At 64.0% G+C, this 22,219-nt stretch carries 17 protein-coding genes; 3 read left to right on the top strand and 14 right to left on the bottom strand.

Annotated features, from left to right (window positions below):
- Positions 1–54: 54 nt before the first annotated feature.
- From HXS65_RS12510 to HXS65_RS12475, 8 genes are all read right to left on the bottom strand, one after another.
- Complete coding sequence (locus tag HXS65_RS12510; RefSeq protein ID WP_308483185.1) at positions 55–1,317, bottom strand: AGE family epimerase/isomerase; 1,263 nt, start codon at positions 1,315–1,317, stop codon at positions 55–57.
- Positions 1,317–2,660, bottom strand: a complete 1,344-nt coding sequence (locus tag HXS65_RS12505; RefSeq protein WP_176494009.1) for a trehalase family glycosidase — start codon at positions 2,658–2,660, stop codon at positions 1,317–1,319. Before HXS65_RS12505 ends, HXS65_RS12510 begins: the two co-directional genes overlap by 1 nt.
- A 109-nt stretch (positions 2,661–2,769) precedes the next feature.
- Positions 2,770–3,795 carry an ABC transporter ATP-binding protein gene (locus HXS65_RS12500; RefSeq protein ID WP_077375967.1) on the bottom strand — a complete coding sequence of 342 codons (1,026 nt, stop codon included), beginning with the start codon at positions 3,793–3,795 and terminating at the stop codon, positions 2,770–2,772.
- Between the two features lie 87 nt (positions 3,796–3,882).
- Positions 3,883–4,788 (bottom strand): carbohydrate ABC transporter permease, encoded by a 906-nt coding sequence (locus HXS65_RS12495; RefSeq protein WP_205700530.1) that lies wholly within the window; start codon positions 4,786–4,788, stop codon positions 3,883–3,885.
- Positions 4,788–5,636 carry a carbohydrate ABC transporter permease gene (locus tag HXS65_RS12490; RefSeq protein ID WP_077375970.1) on the bottom strand — a complete coding sequence of 283 codons (849 nt, stop codon included), beginning with the start codon at positions 5,634–5,636 and terminating at the stop codon, positions 4,788–4,790. The genes HXS65_RS12495 and HXS65_RS12490 overlap by 1 nt, the downstream gene beginning before the upstream one ends.
- 187 nt (positions 5,637–5,823) lie before the next feature.
- Positions 5,824–7,092 (bottom strand): ABC transporter substrate-binding protein, encoded by a 1,269-nt coding sequence (locus HXS65_RS12485; protein ID WP_176494008.1) that lies wholly within the window; start codon positions 7,090–7,092, stop codon positions 5,824–5,826.
- 55 nt (positions 7,093–7,147) lie between these two features.
- On the bottom strand, positions 7,148–8,149 hold the full coding sequence (locus HXS65_RS12480; RefSeq protein ID WP_176494007.1) for a substrate-binding domain-containing protein: 1,002 nt from the start codon (positions 8,147–8,149) through the stop codon (positions 7,148–7,150).
- Between the two features lie 351 nt (positions 8,150–8,500).
- Positions 8,501–9,973, bottom strand: coding sequence for a sugar porter family MFS transporter (locus HXS65_RS12475; RefSeq protein ID WP_255304498.1), 1,473 nt, complete (start codon positions 9,971–9,973; stop codon positions 8,501–8,503).
- Between the two features lie 233 nt (positions 9,974–10,206).
- On the opposite strand from HXS65_RS12475, the gene HXS65_RS12470 reads away from it, so the two are divergent.
- The 3 genes from HXS65_RS12470 to HXS65_RS12460 all read left to right on the top strand — a co-directional run bounded on the left by HXS65_RS12470 (position 10,207) and on the right by HXS65_RS12460 (position 14,300).
- Positions 10,207–11,085 carry an MBL fold metallo-hydrolase gene (locus HXS65_RS12470; protein WP_176494005.1) on the top strand — a complete coding sequence of 293 codons (879 nt, stop codon included), beginning with the start codon at positions 10,207–10,209 and terminating at the stop codon, positions 11,083–11,085.
- A 79-nt stretch (positions 11,086–11,164) separates the two neighbouring features.
- A complete protein-coding gene (locus HXS65_RS12465; protein ID WP_176494004.1) occupies positions 11,165–12,478 on the top strand; it encodes an FAD/NAD(P)-binding oxidoreductase in 1,314 nt (437 codons plus the stop codon).
- Positions 12,471–14,300 carry a SulP family inorganic anion transporter gene (locus HXS65_RS12460; RefSeq protein WP_176494003.1) on the top strand — a complete coding sequence of 610 codons (1,830 nt, stop codon included), beginning with the start codon at positions 12,471–12,473 and terminating at the stop codon, positions 14,298–14,300. The genes HXS65_RS12465 and HXS65_RS12460 overlap by 8 nt, the downstream gene beginning before the upstream one ends.
- Positions 14,301–14,454: 154 nt before the next feature.
- Here the strand turns inward: HXS65_RS12460 and HXS65_RS12455 are convergent, their stop codons facing one another.
- The 6 genes from HXS65_RS12455 to HXS65_RS12430 all read right to left on the bottom strand — a co-directional run bounded on the left by HXS65_RS12455 (position 14,455) and on the right by HXS65_RS12430 (position 22,159).
- On the bottom strand, positions 14,455–15,921 hold the full coding sequence (locus HXS65_RS12455) for an aldehyde dehydrogenase family protein (protein ID WP_176494002.1): 1,467 nt from the start codon (positions 15,919–15,921) through the stop codon (positions 14,455–14,457).
- Between the two features lie 80 nt (positions 15,922–16,001).
- Positions 16,002–16,745 (bottom strand): MBL fold metallo-hydrolase, encoded by a 744-nt coding sequence (locus tag HXS65_RS12450; RefSeq protein WP_176494001.1) that lies wholly within the window; start codon positions 16,743–16,745, stop codon positions 16,002–16,004.
- A complete protein-coding gene (locus HXS65_RS12445) occupies positions 16,742–17,518 on the bottom strand; it encodes a carbon-nitrogen hydrolase family protein (RefSeq protein WP_176494000.1) in 777 nt (258 codons plus the stop codon). Before HXS65_RS12445 ends, HXS65_RS12450 begins: the two co-directional genes overlap by 4 nt.
- Positions 17,515–18,879, bottom strand: a complete 1,365-nt coding sequence (locus HXS65_RS12440) for a cytosine permease (protein WP_176493999.1) — start codon at positions 18,877–18,879, stop codon at positions 17,515–17,517. Before HXS65_RS12440 ends, HXS65_RS12445 begins: the two co-directional genes overlap by 4 nt.
- Positions 18,880–19,030: 151 nt before the next feature.
- Positions 19,031–20,683, bottom strand: a complete 1,653-nt coding sequence (locus tag HXS65_RS12435; RefSeq protein ID WP_176493998.1) for a 5-guanidino-2-oxopentanoate decarboxylase — start codon at positions 20,681–20,683, stop codon at positions 19,031–19,033.
- Between the two features lie 159 nt (positions 20,684–20,842).
- A complete protein-coding gene (locus HXS65_RS12430; RefSeq protein WP_176494050.1) occupies positions 20,843–22,159 on the bottom strand; it encodes a YjiH family protein in 1,317 nt (438 codons plus the stop codon).
- Positions 22,160–22,219 lie beyond the last annotated feature (60 nt).

Genomic DNA, 22,219 nt, shown 5'->3' with positions numbered 1-22,219 from the left:
GGACACCCCGCACAGGGCGGGGTGTCGGGTGGTGCAGTCGCAGTGCGACAGGGCTCAGTCGTTTGTGATCACGCGCAGCAGCTCATGGCAGGCGCCGAGGCTGTGATAGTCACACTTGGCCCCGGGCGAGCTCTTGAGATCATCGAAGCGCTGGTTGTCGGCATTCAGCAGGCGATACCAGGCGCCGTAGCGATGGTCGATGAAGTGCTGCCAGGCGTAGCCCCACAGGCGTGCATACCACTCGGCGTAGTGCGACTCGCCGGTGGCCTCGTTCAGCAGCGCTGCGGCCACCAGACTTTCGGCCTGCACCCAGAAGTACTTCTCGTCGTCGCAGATGGTGCCATCCGGCGCGAAGCCGTAGTAGAGCCCACCACGTTCGCCGTCCCAGGCCAGATCCATCGCCGTATCGAACAGACGCTTCGCGGTCGGCAGCAGCCAGTCGTCATCGCGGTAACGCTTGAGCATCAGCAGCAGCTTGGCCCATTCGGTCAGGTGGCCCGGCTGGAAGCCCCAGGGACGATAGAGGTTCTTGGGGTCGTCGCGGTTGTAGTCCCAGTCGACGTTCCAGTCGCGATCGTAATGCTCCCAGATCAGGCCATCGGCCTTGGCGGCCTGACGCTGGCAGATGTTGCGGGCCAGGAGCATGGCGCGATTCAGATAGCGTTCGTCATCCGTGGCTTCAAAGGCGGCCAGCATGGCTTCACAGGCATGCATGTTGGCGTTCTGGCCACGGTAGTCAGACAGTGTCTGCCAGTCGGCACTGGCTTCATCGGCGTACAGACCGTGATGCTCCGACCAGAAATGCTGCTCCATCAGGGCGTGGGTCTCGTCCAGCCAGCCGCGGGCCTCCTCGATACCGGCGCGCCAGGCCGTCGCGTAGGCCAGCATCACGAACGCCAGTCCGTAGCACTGGTTGGTATGATCCGCCTCGCCTTGCTCGCTCAGCGACCACAGGTAACCACCGGTCTGCGGATCGAGATGCACCTCGCGCAGATAATCGATGCCATGACGGGTCGCGGCCAGACACGCCTGGTCACCGGTGCGCAGATATTCCATCGCGAAGTTGAAGATCATCCGCGTGCTGCTGACCAGATGACGCGCCGCGGGTGCATACACGCTGCCGTCATCACGATACGCCTGGAAGTAGCCGCCGCGTTCCTGATCCACCGCGCGCGGCAGATAGAAGTCCATGATCGAGCGGATGTGCGTGTCCAGAAAGCCGCGACTGGCGAACGTTGCCGGCATGGGCGGTACTGCCTGCCGGGTCAGCGGTGCCTTCTGCGGCGCCTGCATCTGTTGAGAGGCGTGCTGAGTCATCAGGAGACCTCCACTACGCCGGACGCCGCCTTGCTGGCGGTGAAGCTCTCCAGCGGGTTGAGCCAGTAGAGGTCCATCGCTGCCGTCCAGGAGAAGTCGCGACCGCCACAGCCTTCGCCGGTCACCGAATTGAAGTATTCATAGTAGCCTGCCGCCGCGATGCACTGCTGGCTGGCCTGCTTGATCCGGTCGGCCTCGCGGGACATGCCATATTCCTCACAGCCGATGGCCAGCATCCAGTTGATGTGCAGCCAGCTCGGCCCGCGCCAGTAGCGCTTGGGTTCGAAGCGGGTGCTGGCCGGGTGGGTGGAGGCGACACCGAAGGGCGCCTGTTCCAGCCAGTCCTCGAGCAGGCCGCCCATGCGCTGCGCCTGGGCACCGCTGGCGACCCCGGCGAACAGCGGCAGGATACCGGCGGTGGTGACGTGCTCCAGCAGCACGTTGGCGCGCGCATCGCGGCTCAGGAAGCAGCCCAGCTCATCGCTCCACAGCGCCTGCACGCCTTCCTCGGTGCGCGCCAGCGACTGCTTGAGGCTGTAAAGCGCCTCGCCGTGGGTGTTGACCAGGCCTAGCCCGCCGGCATCCTCTTCGCATAGCGCGATCAGGTCGCGCGTGCCACGGTGCAGGATGGAGATGAGGCTGATGTCCTCGACGCGGTACGGGCAGTCGCGATACAGCACCTCGGCGTCGTGCTCGTTCTGCTGGAAGAACTTCACCAGATAGATGTAACGATCATATTCGTACTTGTGCGGGCGCTCGGACGGGTCGACCAGCCCCGTATCGCGACGCACGTATTCGGCATCGACCGGCGGCACGCCAGCCAGCGGGCCGTCCCACTGGGGGCTGTTGTCCATGCCGGACTCCCAGGGGTGATAGCTGCACACGCGGCCGGTATGTTCCGGATCACGGTCGCGGTAGAACCACAGGTGATAGCGGATGACGCCAGGCAGGGTGGCGGCCAGTTTCTCCTCGGCAAGCCGGCGGTCACGGCCTTCCTCGAACAGCAGCTTCATGACGCTGGCCAGCACCGGTGGCTGGGAGATGGCGCTGGTCGCCGGGCTGCGCTTGACGCCCCAGACTTCCGGCCCCGGGAAGTAGGTTTCCGCGTCACCGTGGAAGACGATGTGCGGCACCATGCCGTTGTCCCACTGGCCTTCCAGCAGACGCTCGATCTCACGCCAGGCACGTGCCTCGTCACCGGCCGCCAGCCAGCCCAGCGCGGTGATGGCGGCGTCCCAGTTCCACTGGAAGGGGTAGAGGCCACGCGTGGGGACGGTGTAGCCGCCCAGGTCGTTGAGCTTGAGAACGTCGTGAGCGCTGAGCGCGTCGAGCTTGGCATTCATGTAAGTCGGCTCCGTTCGGGATGACAGGTTCGAAATCAAAGGTTCTGGATCAAAGGTTCGCAATCAAAGGCTCGGGGTCAAATGTCGGGTCGAAAGGGGACAGCACGCCTCACGCCGACATCAGCTGGCCGCTGTGGTCATAGAAGCGCATCTTCTCGGCCAGCGGCCGGATGTGGATGTCACTGCCATTGGCGATCTCCAGGTCACTCGGTACGTTGACGCGCAGCATCTCGTCCCCGAAGCGGGCAGTCAGCTGCTTGTGGGAGCCCAGCAGCTCCGTGACCAGCACACGGACCGGCGCGAAGTCCTCGGTGGGCTCGAAGCGCACCTCGAAGTCCTCGGGGCGGATACCGCACCTGTGGATCTGGCTGGCGGCCGGGGCGGCCTGGTGCCAGCGTGCATCCGGGGCGATGAAGTTCATCGGTGGATTGCCGATGAAACTGCCGACGAATTCGGTCGCCGGATAGTGGTAGATCTCGGAGGGCGGCGCGTACTGCTCGATCTGGCCCCCCTTCATGACCGCGATGCGGTCGGCCAGGCTCATGGCCTCGACCTGATCATGGGTCACGTAGATGGTGGTGGTGTCGGAGGCGGCGAGGATGGTCTTGAGCTCGGCGCGCATCTCCAGGCGCAGCAGCGCATCCAGATTCGAGAGCGGCTCATCCATCAGCAGCACTTCCGGTTCCATCGCCAGAGCACGCGCGACCGCGACCCGCTGACGCTGACCGCCGGAGAGCTGGCCGGAGTAGTGATCCAGACGGTCCTCGATGTGCATCAGCTCGGCGGTTTCCTTCACCTTGCGCTGGATGTGCGCCTCGCTGTCCTTGCGCACGCGCAGGCCGAAGGCGATGTTCTCCGCCACCGTCATGTGCGGGAAGACGGCGTAGTTCTGGAACACCATCGCGATGCGGCGATCCCGCGGTGCCAGGGAGGTGATCTCACGCTCGCCGATGCGGATCGAGCCGCTGCTCTCGTACTCCAGCCCCGCGATGATGCGCAGCAGGGTGGACTTGCCGCAGCCGGACGGGCCGAGCAGCACGGTGAATTCCTTGTCACGGATCTCGAGATCGATGGACTTGAGGATTTCCTGCTTGCCGAACTGCTTGCGTACGGCACTGATCTGGATGGCTGACATGGTCGGACTCCTTGTAATCGTGAGCGACGGCGCTGGATGGACAGGTGACCGCCGTCGTCATGCATTGGCCGGATGAAGGGCCGTACGCTAGCGGTTGGAAATGCCCCACATGCTGAACAGGTACTTGCGGATCGCGAACAGGAACAGCAGCGCCGGGACGACCAGGATCAGACCGCCGGCGTATTTGATCTCGGCGGGCGACTCGGAAAGGCTCTGGACCAGAAAGGCCGTCAGGGTGCGGTTCTCGACGGTGAGAATCGCCGAGGCGAACACCTCGTTCCACGAGATCACGAAGGCGAATACCGCAGAGGCGGTGATGCCCGGCGCGGCCAGCGGCAGCACCACGCGGCGGAAGGCCTGCCAGCGGTTGCAGCCCATCAGCCAGGCGGCTTCCTCGAGTTCCACCGGAATGCCCATGAACAGGCTCGAGGTGATCAGCACCGCGAAGGGCAGTGCCAGGGTGGCGTGGACCATCGCCAGCCCCAGGATGGAGTCATCGATGCCCACCTGGATGAAGATGACGGCCAGCGGCAGCGCCAGCAGCGGCATCGGGAAGGCCCGCGACAGGATGATGATCAGACGAAAGGCGTTCATGCCCGGGAACACGAAGCGGGCCAGCGCATACCCGGCGGGAGCGCCGAGCACGATGGCGATCACCATCGTGAAGGCGGCGGCCAGCAGCGAGTTGCCCAGCGCACTGATCACGCCCTGGTAGTGCCAGAAGAAGTCGAGGGTCTCGAAGCTCAGCGCCGGGGTCAGGGTCTTGGGCCAGCCGCTGATCTGCTCCGGGGTGCTGACACTGTTGAGCATCAGCAGGGCGATGGGCACCAGCACCCACAGCACCAGAATCGCGACACCGGCACGGAACAGCCATTTCCAGGCCATGTCATGACGGCGTGGCTTGTGTGCGCTCTGCGCCTGCGCCGGGGCCTGGGAATCGGAACGAGAAGACACGGGAGCCGGCATGATGGCCTCGGATGTCGTGGATTTCATCAGCGTGCCTCCTTCGGAACGTTGAGGAACTTGAGGTAGCAGCCGGTGATGACTACCGAGATCAGCATGATCAGCACCGCGTAGGCGGAGGCGGCGCCGGTCTGCTGATAGAGGAACTGCCAGTCGAAGGTCTCGCTCATCAGTACCGGCATGTCGCTGCCGCCCAGCATCATCACCACCGCGAAGACTTCCAGTGCCAGCAGGGTGCGCAGGATCAGTGCCGACTGGATGCTCGGGCGCAGCATCGGCAGGGTGATCTTCCACAGGCGCTGCCAGTAGCTGGCGCCGAACACCTGACCGGCCTCGTCATATTCCTTGGGGATCAGCCCCATGCCCGACACCAGGATCACCAGCACGATGGCGGTGCCGCGCCAGATTTCCGCGACCACCACCGCCAGGAACAACGCGAAGGCGTTCTGATAGTTGAGCCACGAGGTTGGCGCATCGATCACGCTGACCGCGCTCAAGAAGCTGTTGAGAAACCCGAACTGTTCCAGAATCGCCAGCCAGATGATGCCGGCGGCCAGATCGGAGATGCCCAGCGGGATGGTCCAGATGTAGAGGATGCTGTCGCGCCCCTTGTTCATCTTTGTGACCATCAGCGCCATGCCGATGGCCAGCACCAGCTGGACCGGCACCACGACACCGGTGAGCAGCAGGGTGTTCTTGAGCGAGGGCCAGAAATTGAAGTCCTGATAGATGCGCGTGAAGTTGGCGAGGCTCACGCCGCCGTCAGGCTGGGTGAAGGCCTGGGCGAAGATCTCCAGAAAGGGGTAGAGGAAGAAGGCGCCCATGAACAGCAGGCTGGGGGCGATCAGGTAATAAGGTAGCCAGCGATCGTGCTTCATCTTTGCTCACCTTTGACGTTGTTGTGATGGCGTGTCGGAAGGGGTTCGTGGCACCGGGTCGGCATGACAGGGGTTGGCGTACCGTCATGGCGACCCGTCGAGGGGTGCCGTTGCTGCTGCTTGTGTTGCAAGTGTTGCGAGTGTTGCGTTCTGTCGGTGCTGTCGAGCGACGGCTCGTGTGAGCGAATTACTTGACCGGGCAGGGGCCGTCGCTGGGCGTGTCCGGCAGCCAGCAGCTGGCCCCTGCGGTGTCGATCAGCGTCTGCAGGCGCGGCGCGAGAATATCCAGCGTCTCCTCGATGTCGGCGTCGCGCAGCACGATCTGCACGAAGGCATCGCGGTAGATCTTGTTGAACAGGCCCGCCTGTTGCCCCAGGCCGCTGGGCAGCAGGGACAGCACGGCATCCTCGGCGGAAGACTGTGTCGCCACCGCCTTGCCGGACATGCGAATGCTGGCGGGCAGATCATCAGGCAATTCAGCGGTGACCACGGGGAAGAAGTTGGTGGCGCGCAGAGTGCGAATCTGGGCCTCGGGCGTCATCAGATAGCGGATCAGCTTGCGACTGGCTGCGGGGTCGGAGGCATTGGCCGGCATCGCCAGCCCTGCCACCACCGGCATGTAGCCGCGACCGCTGGGGCCTGCCGGCGCCGGGAAGGCCACGAAGTCATCGGGACGCTTGTTGAAGGCATCCTTGAGGCGCGCGGTGTGATCGAACGCCACCCATACCTCACCATTGAGCAGCGGTTCCTGCATGAAGCCGTAGGCGGTGGAGCGTGGATTGGTCACCGCCCAGATCTCGCGGAACTTCTGCCACATGGCCACGGCATCGGCGCTGCGGAACTCGCGCACCACCGAATGGGTGAAGGAGGGATAGAGATAGCCTTCCAGGAAGCGGTGGATCAGCCCCTTGCGACCGGCCGGGAAGCCCAGCTTGGGCTGGCCGGTGGCGGTCTCGAGATTGCGCCCCCAGGCCAGCAGCTCGTCATAGCTCAGTGCATCGAGATCCGCGCCTTCGGGCAGGTAGGGCAGCGCCTTGCGATTGGCCGCCATGATGTAGGTGGCCTGCATCCAGGGGATGTAGCGCTGCTGCTCGCCGCCCAGCTTGCCCAGCGTCAGGTATTGCTCGCTGATGCCCTTGTCCTTGAGCTTGCTTGCCAGCGTATCCAGTGGCGCGAGAATGCCGGGCGTCAGCGAGCCCAGCTCGCCATGCAGGCCGCCGAGCAGGTCCAGCGCGCCTTCGGGACTCGACTTCTCCGCCTCCAGTCGTGACAGGAAGGTACCGGTTTCCTGCGGCATGTAATCGATGGACTCGGCGTAGGGGGCCAGGGCGATCTCGCGCATCTGCTGGGCTTCTTCCAGCGGCCTTGCCTGGGTGCTGAAGAAGGTGAGGTCAGCGAGGGCGGAGGTGCTGCCCAACAGTGCCATCACGGCGAGGGCGGTCGGCATCTTGCGCATGGGTGTCTCCCGGGGCGGGTAGTGGGATGAAGGGGCAGCGTTCACGGGCGGCGCGTCAGGCAGTGGTATCGCGCAGCAGAAGCTCGTAATCGAAACAGCGGTGGCGTGGCACACCCTCTCGCGGGGCCAGTACCAGCTCGATCAGCGCTTGGCTGACGGTCTCGAAGGAGATGTCCAGCGTGCTCAGGCTGGGCTGTTGGTACATCAGCGGTGGCAGGTTGTCCGCCCCGATGATGGCGATATCCCGGCCGGGCGCCCGCCCGCTCTCGCTGACGGCTTCCATCACCCCGTAGGCGAAGATGTCGCTGGCACACACGAAGGCGGTGGGGGCATCGGCACTCGCCAGCACCTCTCTGGCGACCTGATAGGCGCTGGCGTAACCGTGGGGGCAATGGCGTGAGCTGGGGGCGAGGCTGGCCTCGCGCATGGCCTGCAGATAGCCGGTCTCACGCTCCACCGCGGTATAGAGATCGCTGAAGAAGTTGAGGAACAGGATGTTGCGATGTCCCTGCTGGATCAGATGGCGAGTGGCGCGCAGGAAACCATCGGCGGCATTGATGTCGACCCAGTCGTGCTCGTCGGCGCGGCCGGTGCGACCGTGGGTGACGAAGGGGACACCGCTGTCGAGCAGGAAATCGACGCGCGGGTCCTGGATGCAGGTACGCGCCACCACGAAGGAGTCCACCTTGCCGCCATCGATGAAACGCTTGTAGGTCTCCAGCTCGTGGCGGTCTTCCGGCACCGTGGTGACGATGAGGTCGTGCTCCGGTGCGGCATCGTGCAGTGCCTGCCCCAGCGCCACCAGCAGGCGGGTGTTGAACTGGTCACGAAAGTCGCCCTGGGCGCCGTTCATGATGTAGCCCACCGAGGAGGTGCGGCCGGTCTTCAGTCGGCGTGCGCTCTGGTTGGGTTGATAGCCCACGTCGTTGGCGAAGGCCTGGACTCGTTCACGCGTCGCTACGCTGACATCCTCGAACCCCCCCAGGGCGCGAGAGACGGTAGTCACCGAGAGCCCCAGTTCAGTGGCGAGATATTTCAGAGTGATCTTCGGTGGCATGGTGCAGGCCTCTGGCAAGGTGTCTGGGCGTGAAATCGCTGGAAAGCATCTTCCGAAACGTTTCGGATGGATCATTTCACTAAATTTGGCGCCCCCGCAATGCTTTCGATACCAAAGGATATGTCAGTAATGATTCGTAATTTTCAGACGTTGCGCCTGTCTGTTGCGATGGCGCTGATGACACGCTGATTGAACGTTTCACGACATCGTGAACCGGGCAGTGAAGAGGGCACTCAAGGGGGCTGAAGAGGGAACTGACGAGGGCAATCAAGAGGGCAGCAACGAGAACGCCCCGCAGGGCGGGGCGTCGTGGGGATGGCATGTGTCAGCCGAGAGGCGGGCCGTCGCGGGTCAGCGGCTCTGGGGTTCGAGCGCTGCGGCCTGTTCGCGTCGGGTGGGACGAACCAGGCGGCCCTGAAGCTCCTCAAGCGAGACACCCTTGGTCTCGGGCATGAAGAACAGCACGAAGATCAGCTGCAGCAGCATCATGAAGGCGAAGAAGGCGAACACCGGCCCACCGCTGAACTGGCTGAGGATGGTGGGCATCAGCAGCGCGATCAGGGCCGCGAAGATCCAGTGTACGGAGCTGCCGAAGGACTGCCCCATGGCACGGACCTTGTTGGGGAAGATCTCGGAGATGAACACCCAGATCACCGTGCCCTGACTCATGGCATGCGCCGCGATGAACACGCCCAGCAGGATTGGCACGCCATAGCCGCCCATGGCGGAGAAGTCCTCGAGATGGAAGGCCCAGGCGATCAGGCACAGCGACAGCAGATAGCCGGCCGAGCCGATCAGGATCAGGGTACGGCGGCCCAGCTTGTCGATCAGTGACATCCCCAGCATGGTGAAGACCAGATTGATGACCCCGATTCCGGCCGTCGAGAGCAGGGCGGCGCTTGATTCCAGCTGCGCCTCGGCCAGAATGCGCGGCGCGTAGTAGATGATGAAGTTGATGCCGGAGAGCTGATTGAAGGCCGCGATCAGGAAGGCGAACAGGATCGGCAGGCGGTAGCGCCAGGCGAACAGGCGGGTGTGCTGCTTGGCACTTTCTTCGCTTTCCGTGCCACGGATGATGGCGATTTCCTCGGCGATGTCGGCCTTGGGATTGATCAGTCGGATGATCTCGGCGGCGGCCGCCTCGTCATTGCGCTTGAGGATCAACCAGCGCGGGCTGCGCGGTACCTTGCAGATCATCAGCAGGTAGAGCGCTGCCGGCACGGCTTCCACCCCCAGCATCCAGCGCCAGTTCTCGCCGTCCATGAAGCCGATGAAGTAGTTGGAGACGAAGGCGATCACGATCCCGAACACCACGTTGAACTGGTAGAGCCCGACCAGCGCGCCCCGGCGCTCGCGGGGGGCGATCTCGGAGATGTAGATGGGCGCTGCCACGGAGGACGCGCCGACACCCAGGCCCCCCAGCAGGCGGAAGAACGAGAACACGTAAGGGTCGGTGGCCAGCGCCGAGCCCAGCGCCGAGACCAGATAGAGGATCCCGATCCCGATCAGGGTCGCGCGGCGGCCGAAGTGATCTGTCGGCCAGTTGCCGAAGATGGCACCGATGACCGTGCCCCACAGTGCCATCGACATGATGACCAGGCCGTGCATGAGGTCGCTGAGACCCCACTGGCTCTGCAGAGAGGTGTCCGCACCTGAGATGACAGCGGTATCGAAGCCGAACAGGAAGCCGGCGAGAGCGACCGTGATCGACCATTGAAGAATGCGTGGCATGGCGTAGCTCATCCAATGAGGCGTGAAGGAAAGACAGCGATTCGCGGAGGTTAATCGTTCAAGAGTGTATAGGTGAATCGTGTCACCTGACAATAATAGCCTAACGTGAGCGATATCGTTTATCCGCTATACCTTAGGGTGAGAGGCGCGCCTGGCGATATCCGAGGCACCGTCACGTGCCTTTTTTGATGGCTGATATCAATAGGTTATCAATTAGGTGCTACCGTTATTCCAAATGGTTTTATCGTTATTCTATTTTTGCGTTCGCGCCCGGACAGGCGTAGGCTGAGGTCCATTCACCCTTGATTGACTCAGGAGGCCGAAGGATGGCAACCCCGACACTGCAGCCCCATGTCGAGAGCTTCTTCGACGAAGACAGCAATACCTTCACGCATCTGGTGCGTGACCCGCACTCCCGGCGTTGCGCGATCATTGATCCGGTACTGGATTTCGATTACCCCGCAGCCCGTACCACCACGCAGTCGGCGGATGCCCTGCTGGCCCACATCGCGGACGAGTCGCTGGAGGTGGAATGGATTCTCGAGACCCACGTCCATGCCGACCACCTGTCGGCCGCCGCCTACCTGAAAGACAAGCTTGATTGCCAGCTGGCGATCGGGGCACGTATCCGTGAGGTGCAGGACATCTTTGCGGACATCTTCGCGGCCGAGGCGGGTTTCGCGCGTGACGGACGTCAGTTCGACCGCTTGCTGGAAGAGGGCGACAGCCTGGCCATCGGCGGGCTTGAATGCCGCGTTCTGCATACTCCGGGCCATACGCCGGCCTGCGTGAGCTATGTGATCGGAGACGCCGTCTTCGTCGGCGATACGCTGTTCATGCCCGATTACGGCACCGCGCGCTGTGACTTCCCCGGCGGTGATGCGCGCACCCTGTACCGCTCGATCCACAAGGTGCTGGCGCTGCCTGACAGCACCCGCCTGTACCTGTGTCACGACTATTCCGCCGAAGGGCGCGAGGGCTTCTGTTGTGAGACCACGGTCGGGGAGCAGCGTAAGCACAACATCCACGTGCACACCGGAGTCGATGAAGCGGCCTTCGTGGCCATGCGTTCGAAGCGCGATGCCGGGCTTGGCATGCCGCGCCTGATGCTGCCGGCGGTCCAGGTCAACATGCGGGCCGGCCAGATGCCGCCTCAGGACGCCAATGATCAGGCCTATCTCAAGATTCCGCTCAATCGTTTCTGACCCTCGCCGCCTGCACAGGTAAATAAATGACGTAGACTTCTTACGTTTCTATGCCAATTTTCTTTTCAAGGAGTCACGGATGAACAATCCCGCCAGCGATTCAGCCTCATCACCGTCACCAGCAACCAGGGGCGAGACGACCGTCACGGTGCCCCCCAATGCCCACAAGGTGGTGATTCTGGGAGGAGGGGCCGGCGGGATTGCCGTGGCAGCCAGCCTGCTCAAGCGTCAGGCCGGCATGGATATCGCCATCGTCGAGCCATCGGAGCAGCACAGCTATCAGCCGGGCTGGACGATGGTCGGCGGCGGGATCTTCACCCCGGAGTCCACTCGCCGGCCGATGTCCACGGTGATGCCCAAGGGCGTGCACTGGTATCGCGAGTCCGTGGTGGGCATCGACGCGGACGCGCATGAGGTCACGTTGGGGGATGGGCGCAAGCTTCGCTATGAGCGTCTGGTGGTGGCCATCGGGCTTGAGCTGGACTGGGCGGCCATCGAAGGCCTCGAAGAGACCTTGGGCAAGAATGGCGTCACCTCCAATTACCGTTATGATCTCGCGCCTTATACCTGGCAGCTGGTGCAGTCCCTGCGCAGCGGTCGTGCGCTGTTCACCCAGCCACCGATGCCGATCAAGTGTGCCGGCGCCCCCCAGAAGGCGATGTACCTGTCCTGCGATCACTGGCAGCGTGAAGATGTGCTCGGTCAGCTGGAGGTCACCTTCCACAACGCCGGGGGCGTGATGTTCGGCGTGCCGGCCTATGTGCCTGCGCTGGAAGAGGCTGTGAAGGGCTATGGCATCGAGGTGCAGTTCCATCAGCGTCTGATCGCCGTGGATGGGGAAGCGCAGACGGCGCGCTTCGAGGTGGCGGCGGCCGAGGAAGGCGGTGAGCCGCAGATCGTCGAGCAGTCCTTCGACATGCTGCATGTGGTACCGCCCCAGAAGGCGCCGGCCTTGATCAAGGACTCGGGGCTTGCCAACGCCGCTGGCTGGCTGGAGCTTGAACCCGAGACCCTGCAGCACATCACCCATCCCGACATCTTCGGACTGGGGGATATCAGCGGTACCTCGAACGCCAAGACCGCCGCGGCCGTGCGCAAGCAGGCGCCGGTGGTGGTGGAGAATCTGCTCGCGACCCTGGCCGGCGACTCGCTGGCGGCGGGCTATCGTGGCTATGGCTCCTGTCCATTGACGGTGGAGAACGGACGCATCGTGCTGGCGGAATTCGGCTACGGCGGTGAGCTGCAGCCGACCTTCCCCAAGTGGCTCAATGACGGTACCCGTCCGACGCGCCTGGCCTGGCAGCTCAAGGCACGTGGCCTGCCGTTCATCTACTGGAACCTGATGCTCAAGGGCCATGAGTGGCTGGCGCGTCCGGCGTCACGCGATGTCTGAGCCGTCCGAGCTGACCCACGCCCGCTCGCGCGGCGCGCTGGCCCGCTGGCTGCCGCTGGCGGGTTGGCTTGCCCAGTATGATCGCCAGAGTCTCGGGCGAGATCTGCTGGCGGCGGTGATCGTCAGTGTCATGCTGGTGCCGCAGGCACTCGCCTATGCGCTGCTGGCGGGGCTGCCGGCGCAGGTCGGCCTGTATGCCAGCATGTTGCCGCTGGTGCTGTATGCGCTGTTCGGCACCAGCAGCACGCTGGCTGTCGGGCCGGTGGCGATCATCTCGTTGATGACGGCGTCTGCCATCGCAGGCATGAGCGGTGCCGATGGTGCCGCGCTCTCGACGCCCGAGATGCTCGCGGCTGCGCTGCTGCTGGCGCTCATCTCCGGTGCCATGCTGGTGGCGATGGGGCTGTTGCGGTTGGGGGCGCTGGTGAATTTCATCAGCCACCCGGTGATCTCCGGGTTCATGACGGCCTCCGGTGTCCTGATCATCGCCAGCCAGCTCGGGCCCATGAGCGGCCTGCGCCTGAGTGGCGGCAATCTGCTCGAGATGGGGGAGTCGTGGCTGTCATTGCCGCAAGGGGCCGGCGTGCATTGGCCGACACTGGCCCTCGGGCTGGGCTGCTGGACCGCCCTGACGCTGGCGCGTCGTCATCTCAAGCAGGGCCTGATGGCCCTCGGGATGAGTGAGAGCGCAGCGGGCATGCTGTGCAAGACCACGCCGATCCTCGCCGTCATCCTGTCCAGTCTGCTGGCCTGGGGGCTGCGGCTTGGCGAGCAGGGCATGGCACTGGTCGGCAGCGTGCCCGGCGGCTTGCCCACCCTGAGCCTGCCGTCCCTTGTCAGCAATGACTGGTCGGGACTGCTGGTGTCGGCGCTGCTGATCAGCGTGGTCGGCTTCGTCGAGTCGCTGGCACTGGCCCAGACCCTCGCCGCGCGTCGGCGTCAGCGCATCGACCCCGACAAGGAGCTGATCGCGCTGGGGCTCTCCAACATGGGCGCAGGCGTCAGCGGCGGCATGCCGATCTCGGGCGGGCTGTCGCGCTCGGTGGTCAACTTCGATGCCGGGGCAGCCACGCCACTGGCGGGGGCCTTCACGGCCATCGGCATTCTGCTCGCCAGTCTGTGGTTGACGGACTGGCTGGCGTGGCTGCCACGCGCGACGCTGGCGGCCATCATCATCGTCGCCACCAGCAGTCTGATCGACCTCGCGGCGATCAAGCGCACCTTCCGCTACTCGAAGGGCGATGGGGCGGCCCTGATGATCACGCTGATCATCACCCTCGTGCAGGGGGTGGAGAGCGGCATCATCGTCGGCATCCTCGTGTCACTGGGGCTCTATCTCAAGCGCACCAGCCAGCCGCACAGTGCGCTGGTCGGACGCGTGCCGGGCAGTGAGCACTTTCGCAATGTCGAGCGACATGAGGTCGAGACCGACCCGGAGCTGGCGATACTGCGCATCGATGAGAGCCTGTATTTCGCCAATGCGCGCTATCTGGAAGACACCGTGCTGGCGCTGGTGGCACAGCAGCCGTCGCTCAGGCATCTGGTGCTGGCCTGCCAGGCGGTCAACCTGATCGATGCCTCCGCGCTGGAAAGTCTGGAAGTCATCAATGAACGCCTGACGGCAGCCGGGGTGTCGCTGCATCTGAGCGAAGTGAAGGGCCCGGTGATGGACCGCCTCAAGCGCTCTGAACTGCCGGTCAATCTCGGCGGCGAGATCTATCTGAGCACCTTCGATGCCTGGCAGGCGCTGAGCATCCACGGCAGCCATTGTGGCCAGTGCTGCGCACGGGATGGGGTCAGCCAGACGGCGGCGGCCGGCTGATAGGAGAAGGCGCTGGTTTCATGGGAAAGCCGTGAAGGGAAGCCGCAAAGGAAAAGTGGTGAAGTAAAAAGGTGAATGAAAACGCCCCGCCTCGGGGATTGCCGAGGCGGGGCGTTTTCGTCATCTGATCAGGCAAGACGCTCAGCCAATACGTTCAGTCAAGTACCGGCCCGATGATGTGCTTGACCTCCAGATAGCCCGCCAGGCCCCACGGGCCCAGTTCACGGCCGATGCCGCTGCGCTTGAAGCCACCCCAGCTGGCCTGTACCAGCGGCAGCTGCTCGCTGTTGTACCACACCACGCCTGCGCGCAGACGGCGGCCGACTCGCTGGGCGCGCCTGGCATCACCGCTGACCACCGTGGCCACCAGCCCGAAATCGCTGTCGTTGGCGAGGCGAATCGCCTCGGCCTCATCCGCCACGCGACGTGAGCACAGCACCGGCCCGAAGATCTCCTCACGCCACAGACGGCTCTCCACCGGGACATCGGTGTAAAGCGTCGGCGCCACGAAGTAGCCCTTGGTCGGCAGGCTGCGATGAGTGTCATCGCGCAGCGCCGTCAGACCTTCCTCGCGCGCCACATTGAGATAGCCCAGCACGGTGTCACGTTGGCGGGCGCTGGTCATCGGTCCCATCTGGGTCGCGGCGTCCAGCGGGTCACCCAGCACCAGTGCATCGATACGACTGGCAAGCGCGGTGTGCAGGTCATCGGCGATGGCCTCATGCACCAGCAGGCGCGAGGTGGCGGAGCAGATCTGCCCGGCATTGAAGTAGATGCCGGCCATCACCCAGTCAGCGGCGTCGTCGATGTCGGCATCTTCCAGCACGATGATCGCTGACTTGCCGCCCAGTTCCAGCGACACCCCACGCGTACCGCAGGCCGCCGCCTGCATGACCTTCTCGCCGACCACGTTGCTGCCGGTGAAGGAGATCTTGTCGATGCGCGGATGACGCGTCAGCGGCGCGCCGATGCCCTCGCCATCGCCGTGCAGCAGGTTGAACACGCCTGCCGGCAGTCCGGCTTCCAGTGCGATCTCGGCCATCACCTGTTCCGGCAGCGGCGTCACTTCAGACGGCTTGATCACCAGGGTGCAGCCCGCGGCGAGCGCCGGCGCGACCTTCCAGGCACTGGTGACCAGCGGGAAGTTCCACGGCGTGATCAACCCCACCACGCCGGCCGGTTCCTGATAGCTGTGCGCCGCATAGCCTTCGACATCATGCGCTACCACCGCGCCCTGACGGGCATCCAGCGCGCGTGCCTGCTCGGCGTAATAGCGGTAGCAGCCGATGGCGTCATCGAGATCGATCTCGGCCTCGGCGCGAATCTTGCCGTTGTTGCGGCACGACATCTCCACCAGCGCTTCCCGGCGAGATGTCAGCCCCTCGGCGAAGGCCTCCAGATAGACCGCACGCTCGGCGCCACTCAGTGCCTGCCAGCCCTCGAAGGCATTGGCAGCCGCCGTGACGGCGGCCTCCACATCACGCGCATCCCCCGCCGTCACCTCGGCGATGACGGTTTCCTCGAAAGGATTGGTGACCGCCAGACGGCGCTCGCCGTGGGACTTGACCCACTCGTTGTTGATGAACTGCTGATCGAGCTTGTGCAATGAGGTAGCTGACATGGGAGTTCCTTGCATTGATGGTTCTGGCCTGAGAATTTCTGGAATGAAGTGATGCGAGTTGTCGTGAAGACGAAAGTGACTCAGCGCTGATGACCTCTGAGCCATTGATCGATGAGGGTGTGCAGGCGTTCCCCCGAGAAACTTGGGAAGTGTCCTCCATGCACCGTCCTCACCGGTAACTCGCGCAGGCGTCTGAGGCTCTTTGTGTAGTCATCGAGATCGCTGTGGTAGGCATCCTCGATGAGCTCGCCGTCATAGATGACGTCGCCTGATATCAGGGTGCCGGTCCGTGACTCCCAGAGTGCCAGTCCGCCTGGCGAGTGGCCCGGGGTATGCAATACCGTGAAAGTGCGACCTCCCAGGTCAATCACATCACCATCTTCTACCTCGGCGATGCTGGCGGGTGCTGTGATGCGATATCTGGTATGCGTATAGGGGGCAGGCGGCAGGATGTCGAACATCTCATTGTCCAGGAACAGGTCGGCCAGGGTGTGTTGATTGTCCGGTGCGGCCAGGATACCGGCTTCCGCCGCGTGCACATGGCAGCAGCCGAATTCATGCGCCGCCCCGATGTGGTCGAAATGGCAGTGGCTGGCGATCGCCGTGATGTCACGCTCTGCCAGCAAGGCGACCTGCTGTCGCAATGGCACCGCCCCCAGCCCGAAATCGACGACGAGATCGCGATCTCGGCCACGCACGTGCCAGATGTTGCAGCGATAGAAGGGCTTGATCCCCGGTTCATCGATCAACGTGATGTCATCACTCAGGCGACGTGTCCGGTACCAGTGCTCAGCATTGCCCCGTGGAAGTGAGAAATGTGTCATGACTGGGGTCTCGTCGGCGGACGCAGATCTTTCAGGTAGTGCTGATGTCGCTGGCTTTCGGCAATCTGCTGTAGATCGATATCTATCATCAGCGTGCCAGTCTGCGTGCCCAGCTGGCCAATGACTTCGCCATCAGGCCCCGCGACCAGGCTGTGCCCGCAATAGTGGAGATTATCCTCGCGGCCTGCGCGATTGATACAGGCGACGAAGCATTGATTGTCGATGGCGCGGGCCCGGATCTGCAGTATCTGACGCTCCGCATTCGGCAGCATGTTGGCGGTCGGCGAAAGAATCACCTGGGCGCCTGACTGTGCCAGCGCTCGCGCCATCTCCGGGAATTCATTGTCATAACAGATCATCAATCCCAGCCTCCCCAGGCGTGTCTCCACGACGCACAGTGCCTCTCCCGGAGTGAAATGGCGTGCCTCCTCATCCCACAGGTGGCGTTTGTGATAGCTGGCCAGAGTCGTACCATCCTCTCCGATCAGCACCGCTGAATTTCTCAGGCTGCCGTCGACGTGGCGTTGTGCGACGCCGAACAGGAGAAAGAGCCCGTGGCGGCGCGCCAGCTCTGCCACCTGGCGTTGCAGGGTGCCGTCGTCGGCCAGGACGTCGAGTTGCGCGAAGATGTTGTAGCCGGTCAGTGCCAGCTCGGGAAGAGCCAGGAGATCCGCCCCGGCTAGTACCGCCTGCTCGCACAGGCGGTCTAGCGTCTCCAGATTGCGTCTGATATCGCCGCGAATCGGGTCTGTCTGTGCGATGCAAAGTCTCATGCGGCACGGTCCGTCGGCAGAGTGGCGGGGCGGGCGGCAAGGTCGGCACTGTTGTCTTCGTGCTGTGTCAGCAGCGCAGTGCCCAGCCAGTAGAGCCCCCCGGTGATCAGGAAGACCGGCAGAGAGGCACCGAAGGCAAGAGGTGAAACGAGAGTCCAGTAGGCGGCGAGTGCGGCGCCCATCAGGTAAGCCCCGATGGCGACGCCGGACGTCTTGCGGCCCACCTGATGCGTCGCTTCCAGCAGTGACGCGTCATAGCCCTGGGTACCCACCAGATAGTAGTCCGCGATCATGACCGCGAAGGCCGGAATGAACAGTGCTCCGATGATGAGCAGGAAGTTCTGGAACTGATCGAGAATCCCGGGGATCAGCGCGCCGAAGACGGTCACCACGCCGATGATCAATGCCGGCTTCCAGAAGCTCATCTTAGGGGCCACGTTCATGCAGGACAGCGTAGCGCTGTAGACGGCCATCACGTTGGTGGTCATGACGGAGAAGAAGATGACCAACGCGGCAGGCAGCCCGAACCCGAATCCTGAGAGCAGACGAGTGGGATCATAGGTCTGTTCCAGGCCGTTGAGTACGGAAAGACCGGAAACCGCAGCGCCCAGACCCATGGCGATCAATGCCGCGAGCACATACCCGGCATAGGTCGCCCAGATCGCGATCTTGCCGCTCTTGCAGTTGCGGTTGTAATCGGCCGAGGAGGAAATCCAGGAGAACGCCGTGGCGATCACGATATCGAAAGCGATGCCCAGGGTGATGCCATTGCGGGATTCCTGAGGAATATCGATCAGGGTGGTGAGATCGTAGTGATGGTTCAGCTGATAGATGACCAGCGCTGCCAGACCGCCCATCGCCAGTGCCGCCCAGCGCTCCACCCGCTCGATGCCCAGATGGCCGCGCAGCACGATCATCACGACGATGACCTCACACGCCACGGTCATCAACGGCAGGTTGGAATATCCCGTCATCTCACTGATGGCGTAGTCCAGACTCATGCCGGCCAGCAGCGCCTGGATCCAGCTCCAGGCGATCAGCACGCCCATGTTGATGAGCGAGATCAGCTTGCTGCCCGATGGTCCATAGGCGCGTCGGGTCAGCACCATGCTGGTCAGGCCGGTACGTTGTCCCATCAGGCCCACCAGCAACAGCGGGATGGCGCCAATCAGCGAGCCGATCAGAATGCTGCCGATGGCGGTGGAGAAGGTCAGGTCAGGTACCAGCAGCATGCCGGTCAGGATCGTGGTCACGACCACGTTGGCCCCCAGCCACAACGCCATGGTGCCAAGCGCACCCAGGCTCTTGTTCTGCTGATGACTCAGGGTGTCCTTGCCGATGAATCTGGTCAGGAATGACATGTCAGTAGTCTCATGTTTGTTGTTGTGGTTATGGCTTCGAATGAGTGACTGTCTGGCGTTCAGGCTCGCAGGGGCGTGGCGCTCTCTGTTGGAGGCTATGTCAGGGACGCTGGTTTACGGCGTTCGGCGCCGCCACCAGCGTCAGGTGTCATCAGGGCGAGACGGCGGCATGCCACCCGGCCGCGTCGATTTCCACCAGCAGCGGGGCGCTAGCGTCGCGCTCGTCCAAGGCGACCTGCAGTGCCTGGGGGGAATCGATGGCGACGGCGGCACAGCCGAAGCCGCGGGCCAGCAGCTGGAAGTCGGGGGCCTGGATGTCGACGCCCAGGCGCGTGACGCCGGCGTTGTCCATGAAGCGGCGAATCTCCTCATAGCCCTGGTTGTGCCACAGCACGATGACGACCGGCAGCTGTTCTTCCACCGCGCAGGCGAGTTCCGACAGCGTGAACATGATGCCGCCATCGCCGACCAGCGCGATCACCGGCAGGTCCGGGCGGCCCAGGGTCGCGCCCATCGCGGCGGGCAGGCCGTAGCCGAGCGTGCCGTAGCCGGTGGAGGCATTGAAGTAGCGGCGCGGTGCCGGCTGGCTGAGCAGGTGGTTGGCTGCGTAGACCGTCGCGCAGGAATCGCCGACCCAGATGGCCTCTGGCAATGCGTGTTGCAGAGTGTCGAACAGCGGCACGTAGGGCGCGAAGGCCGGGTCGGTCGGCAGGGCGAGGGCTTCCAGTGTCGCGGCGGTGATCTGCGCGCCGCGACCTGTGCCTTTCGGGTTGCCCTTGAGGTCAGCCAGACGATCGACGAGCGTCTCCAGCGCCAGGCCGGCATCGGCGACGATACCCAGCGCGGCCGAATGATTGCGCGCCAGCTGCTCGGGGTCGATATCGATGCGGATCAACTCTCCGCCGATCACGAAGCCATCATCGAACACCACGTCGTAATCGGTCTCGCCAAGCTCGGTGCCGATCGCCAGCACCACATCGGCGTCGCGCGCCAGCTCGCGTACCGCAGGCAGTGCGGCATTGGCGCCGAGATCCAGCGGGTGGGCGCCGCCGAGCAGGCCCTTGGCATTGATGGTGGTGACGGTGGGGGCATCGAGGGCCTCCACCAGTTGACGCGCGGCCTCAGGCGCGGCGACACAGCCACCGCCCAGCAGTACCAGCGGGCGCTCGGCGCCTGTCAGAAGGGCCACGGCCTCGTCGATCAGCGCCGGGTCCGGCGCGAGACGCCCGATGCGTGAGCGCGAGACGTCATGGGTGGTGCGACCGGCAGGCAGTGGAATCTCGGCATTGAACAGGTCGATGGGAATCTCGAGATGCACCGGGCCGGGGCGGGCACCCTCGAACAGCGCAAAGGCACGGGCCAGCACTTCCGGCAGCGCGGACGGGTCGAGCAGGGTGTGGCTGAAGCGCGCCACGCCAGAGACCAGCTGCTGCTGGCTGGGCAGTTCATGCAGACGCCCCTGGCCCCGCCCGAGGGTGTCGGAGCGATTGACGCTGGAGATCACCAGCATCGGGATGGAGTCGGCCAGCGCCTGGCCCATCGCGGTGGTGATGTTGGTCATCCCCGGGCCGGTGATGATGAAGCACACTCCGGGCTTGCCGGTGCTGCGGGCATAGCCATCGGCCATGAAGCCGGCGCCCTGTTCATGGCGCGGGGTGACGTGGCGAATGGTGCGCGCAGCGGGATCAGCGTCGGGCTCCAGGCCCCGGTAGAGTTCGACGGTATGTACGCCGGGAATACCGAAGACGGTATCGACGCCGTAGGTGTCACGCAGCAGTCGGATCAGGAGTTCAGCACAGGTCATGGCAGGCTATCCGGCAGACGGGAGCGCCGTGGCGCCCCCGGAAGTCATGAGGAAAAGGAGTCCAAGGAACAGGAGTCCAGGCACAGGAGTCCAGGCACAGGAGTCCAGGCACAGGAGGCTGGTGGTGGCACAGCGCTCTTGCGGCGTGCTGGCCTCGGCTCAGAATACGAAGACGTGGGCGATACCGGCGATGATCGGCAGGGTGATCAGCGTGCGCAGCACGAAGATGGCCACCAGTTCCCAGATCTTGAGCGGAATCTTCGACTTGAGCAGCAGGGCACCGATCTCGGACATGTAGATCAACTGGGTCAGGGACAGGCAGGCGATCACGAAGCGGGTCAGTTCGCTGTCGATGTCCTTGGCCAGCACCGCCGGCAGGAACATGTCGGCAAAGCCGACCAGCGTCGCCGGGGCTGCCTCTGCCGCGTGGGGAATCTGCAGCAGTTCCAGCAGCGGAATCATCGGGTAGGAGAGCCAGGTGAAGACCGGCGTGAACTCGGCCAGCATCAGCGCCACGGTCCCGATGGCGATCACCACCGGCAGCAGACCGAGGAAGATGTCCGCCACGTTGAAACCGGCCGATTTCACCAGCTTGAGCGGGCCCGGGGCATGCTCGGCGCGCGCGACGGCCATCCCGAGTGAGTAGCGCAGCACGCCACAGTCGCTCTGGTTCTCTTCACTGATCTGACAGCCGACCGGCTCATGGTAGTCATCACGCTTGCGCGACAGCGGCGGCAGACGCGGCACGATGACGGCGGCGATCAGGCCCGCGATGACGACGGTCAGATAGAAGGGCACGAACAGGTGATTGATGTTCATGAAGCTGGTGACCAGCAACGCGAAGGCGATCGAGACTACCGAGAAGTTGGTGGCGATCACCGCCGCTTCGCGCTTGCTGTAGAAGCCCTGCTCGTACTGCTGGGTGGTGATCAGCACGCCGACGGTGCCGGAGCCCATCCATGAAGCGGTGGCATCGATGGCACTGCGTCCCGGCAGATTGAAGATGGCGCGGAACGGACGGCGCACCAGACTGCCGATGAATTCCATGAAGCCGAAGTCCACCAGCAGCGGCAGCAGAATGGCCGCGAAGAAGAAGAAGGTCAGCAGGACAGGGGCGAGATCATTGAGCATCACGCCGCCGGTGAAGGCCGCGGTGACGGCGGTTGGCCCCCACTGGAAGTAGGTCATCAGCGCGAAGATGGCGCCGAGGGCGCGCATGGCAAACCACACCGGCGCGACATCGAACAGCTCATGCGCTGCGCCCTGACGTGCCCAGTTCGGCTTGGCGAGCTTGACGAAGCCGGTGAGGATCACCGACAGACACAGCACCGCGACGGCGATGGCGGGCAAGGCGCTGCCGAGCGTGGCCTTGAGCCAATCGGCCATCAGGCCCATGCCGATGTTGATGGTGTCGCCAACGCTGAACGGCACCAGGAAGAAGCTGACGCCGAGCAGTGACGGCACCAGGAATTTCATCAGCCCCCTGGCCGTGAGCGGCACCGGGCGGGTGGCGATCAGGTCCTTCTTCGGGCGGGC

The organism is Cobetia sp. 5-25-4-2 (assembly GCF_013374075.1).
Lineage (GTDB): Bacteria > Pseudomonadota > Gammaproteobacteria > Pseudomonadales > Halomonadaceae > Cobetia > Cobetia marina.
This window is presented reverse-complemented; position numbering and strand designations above follow the sequence as displayed.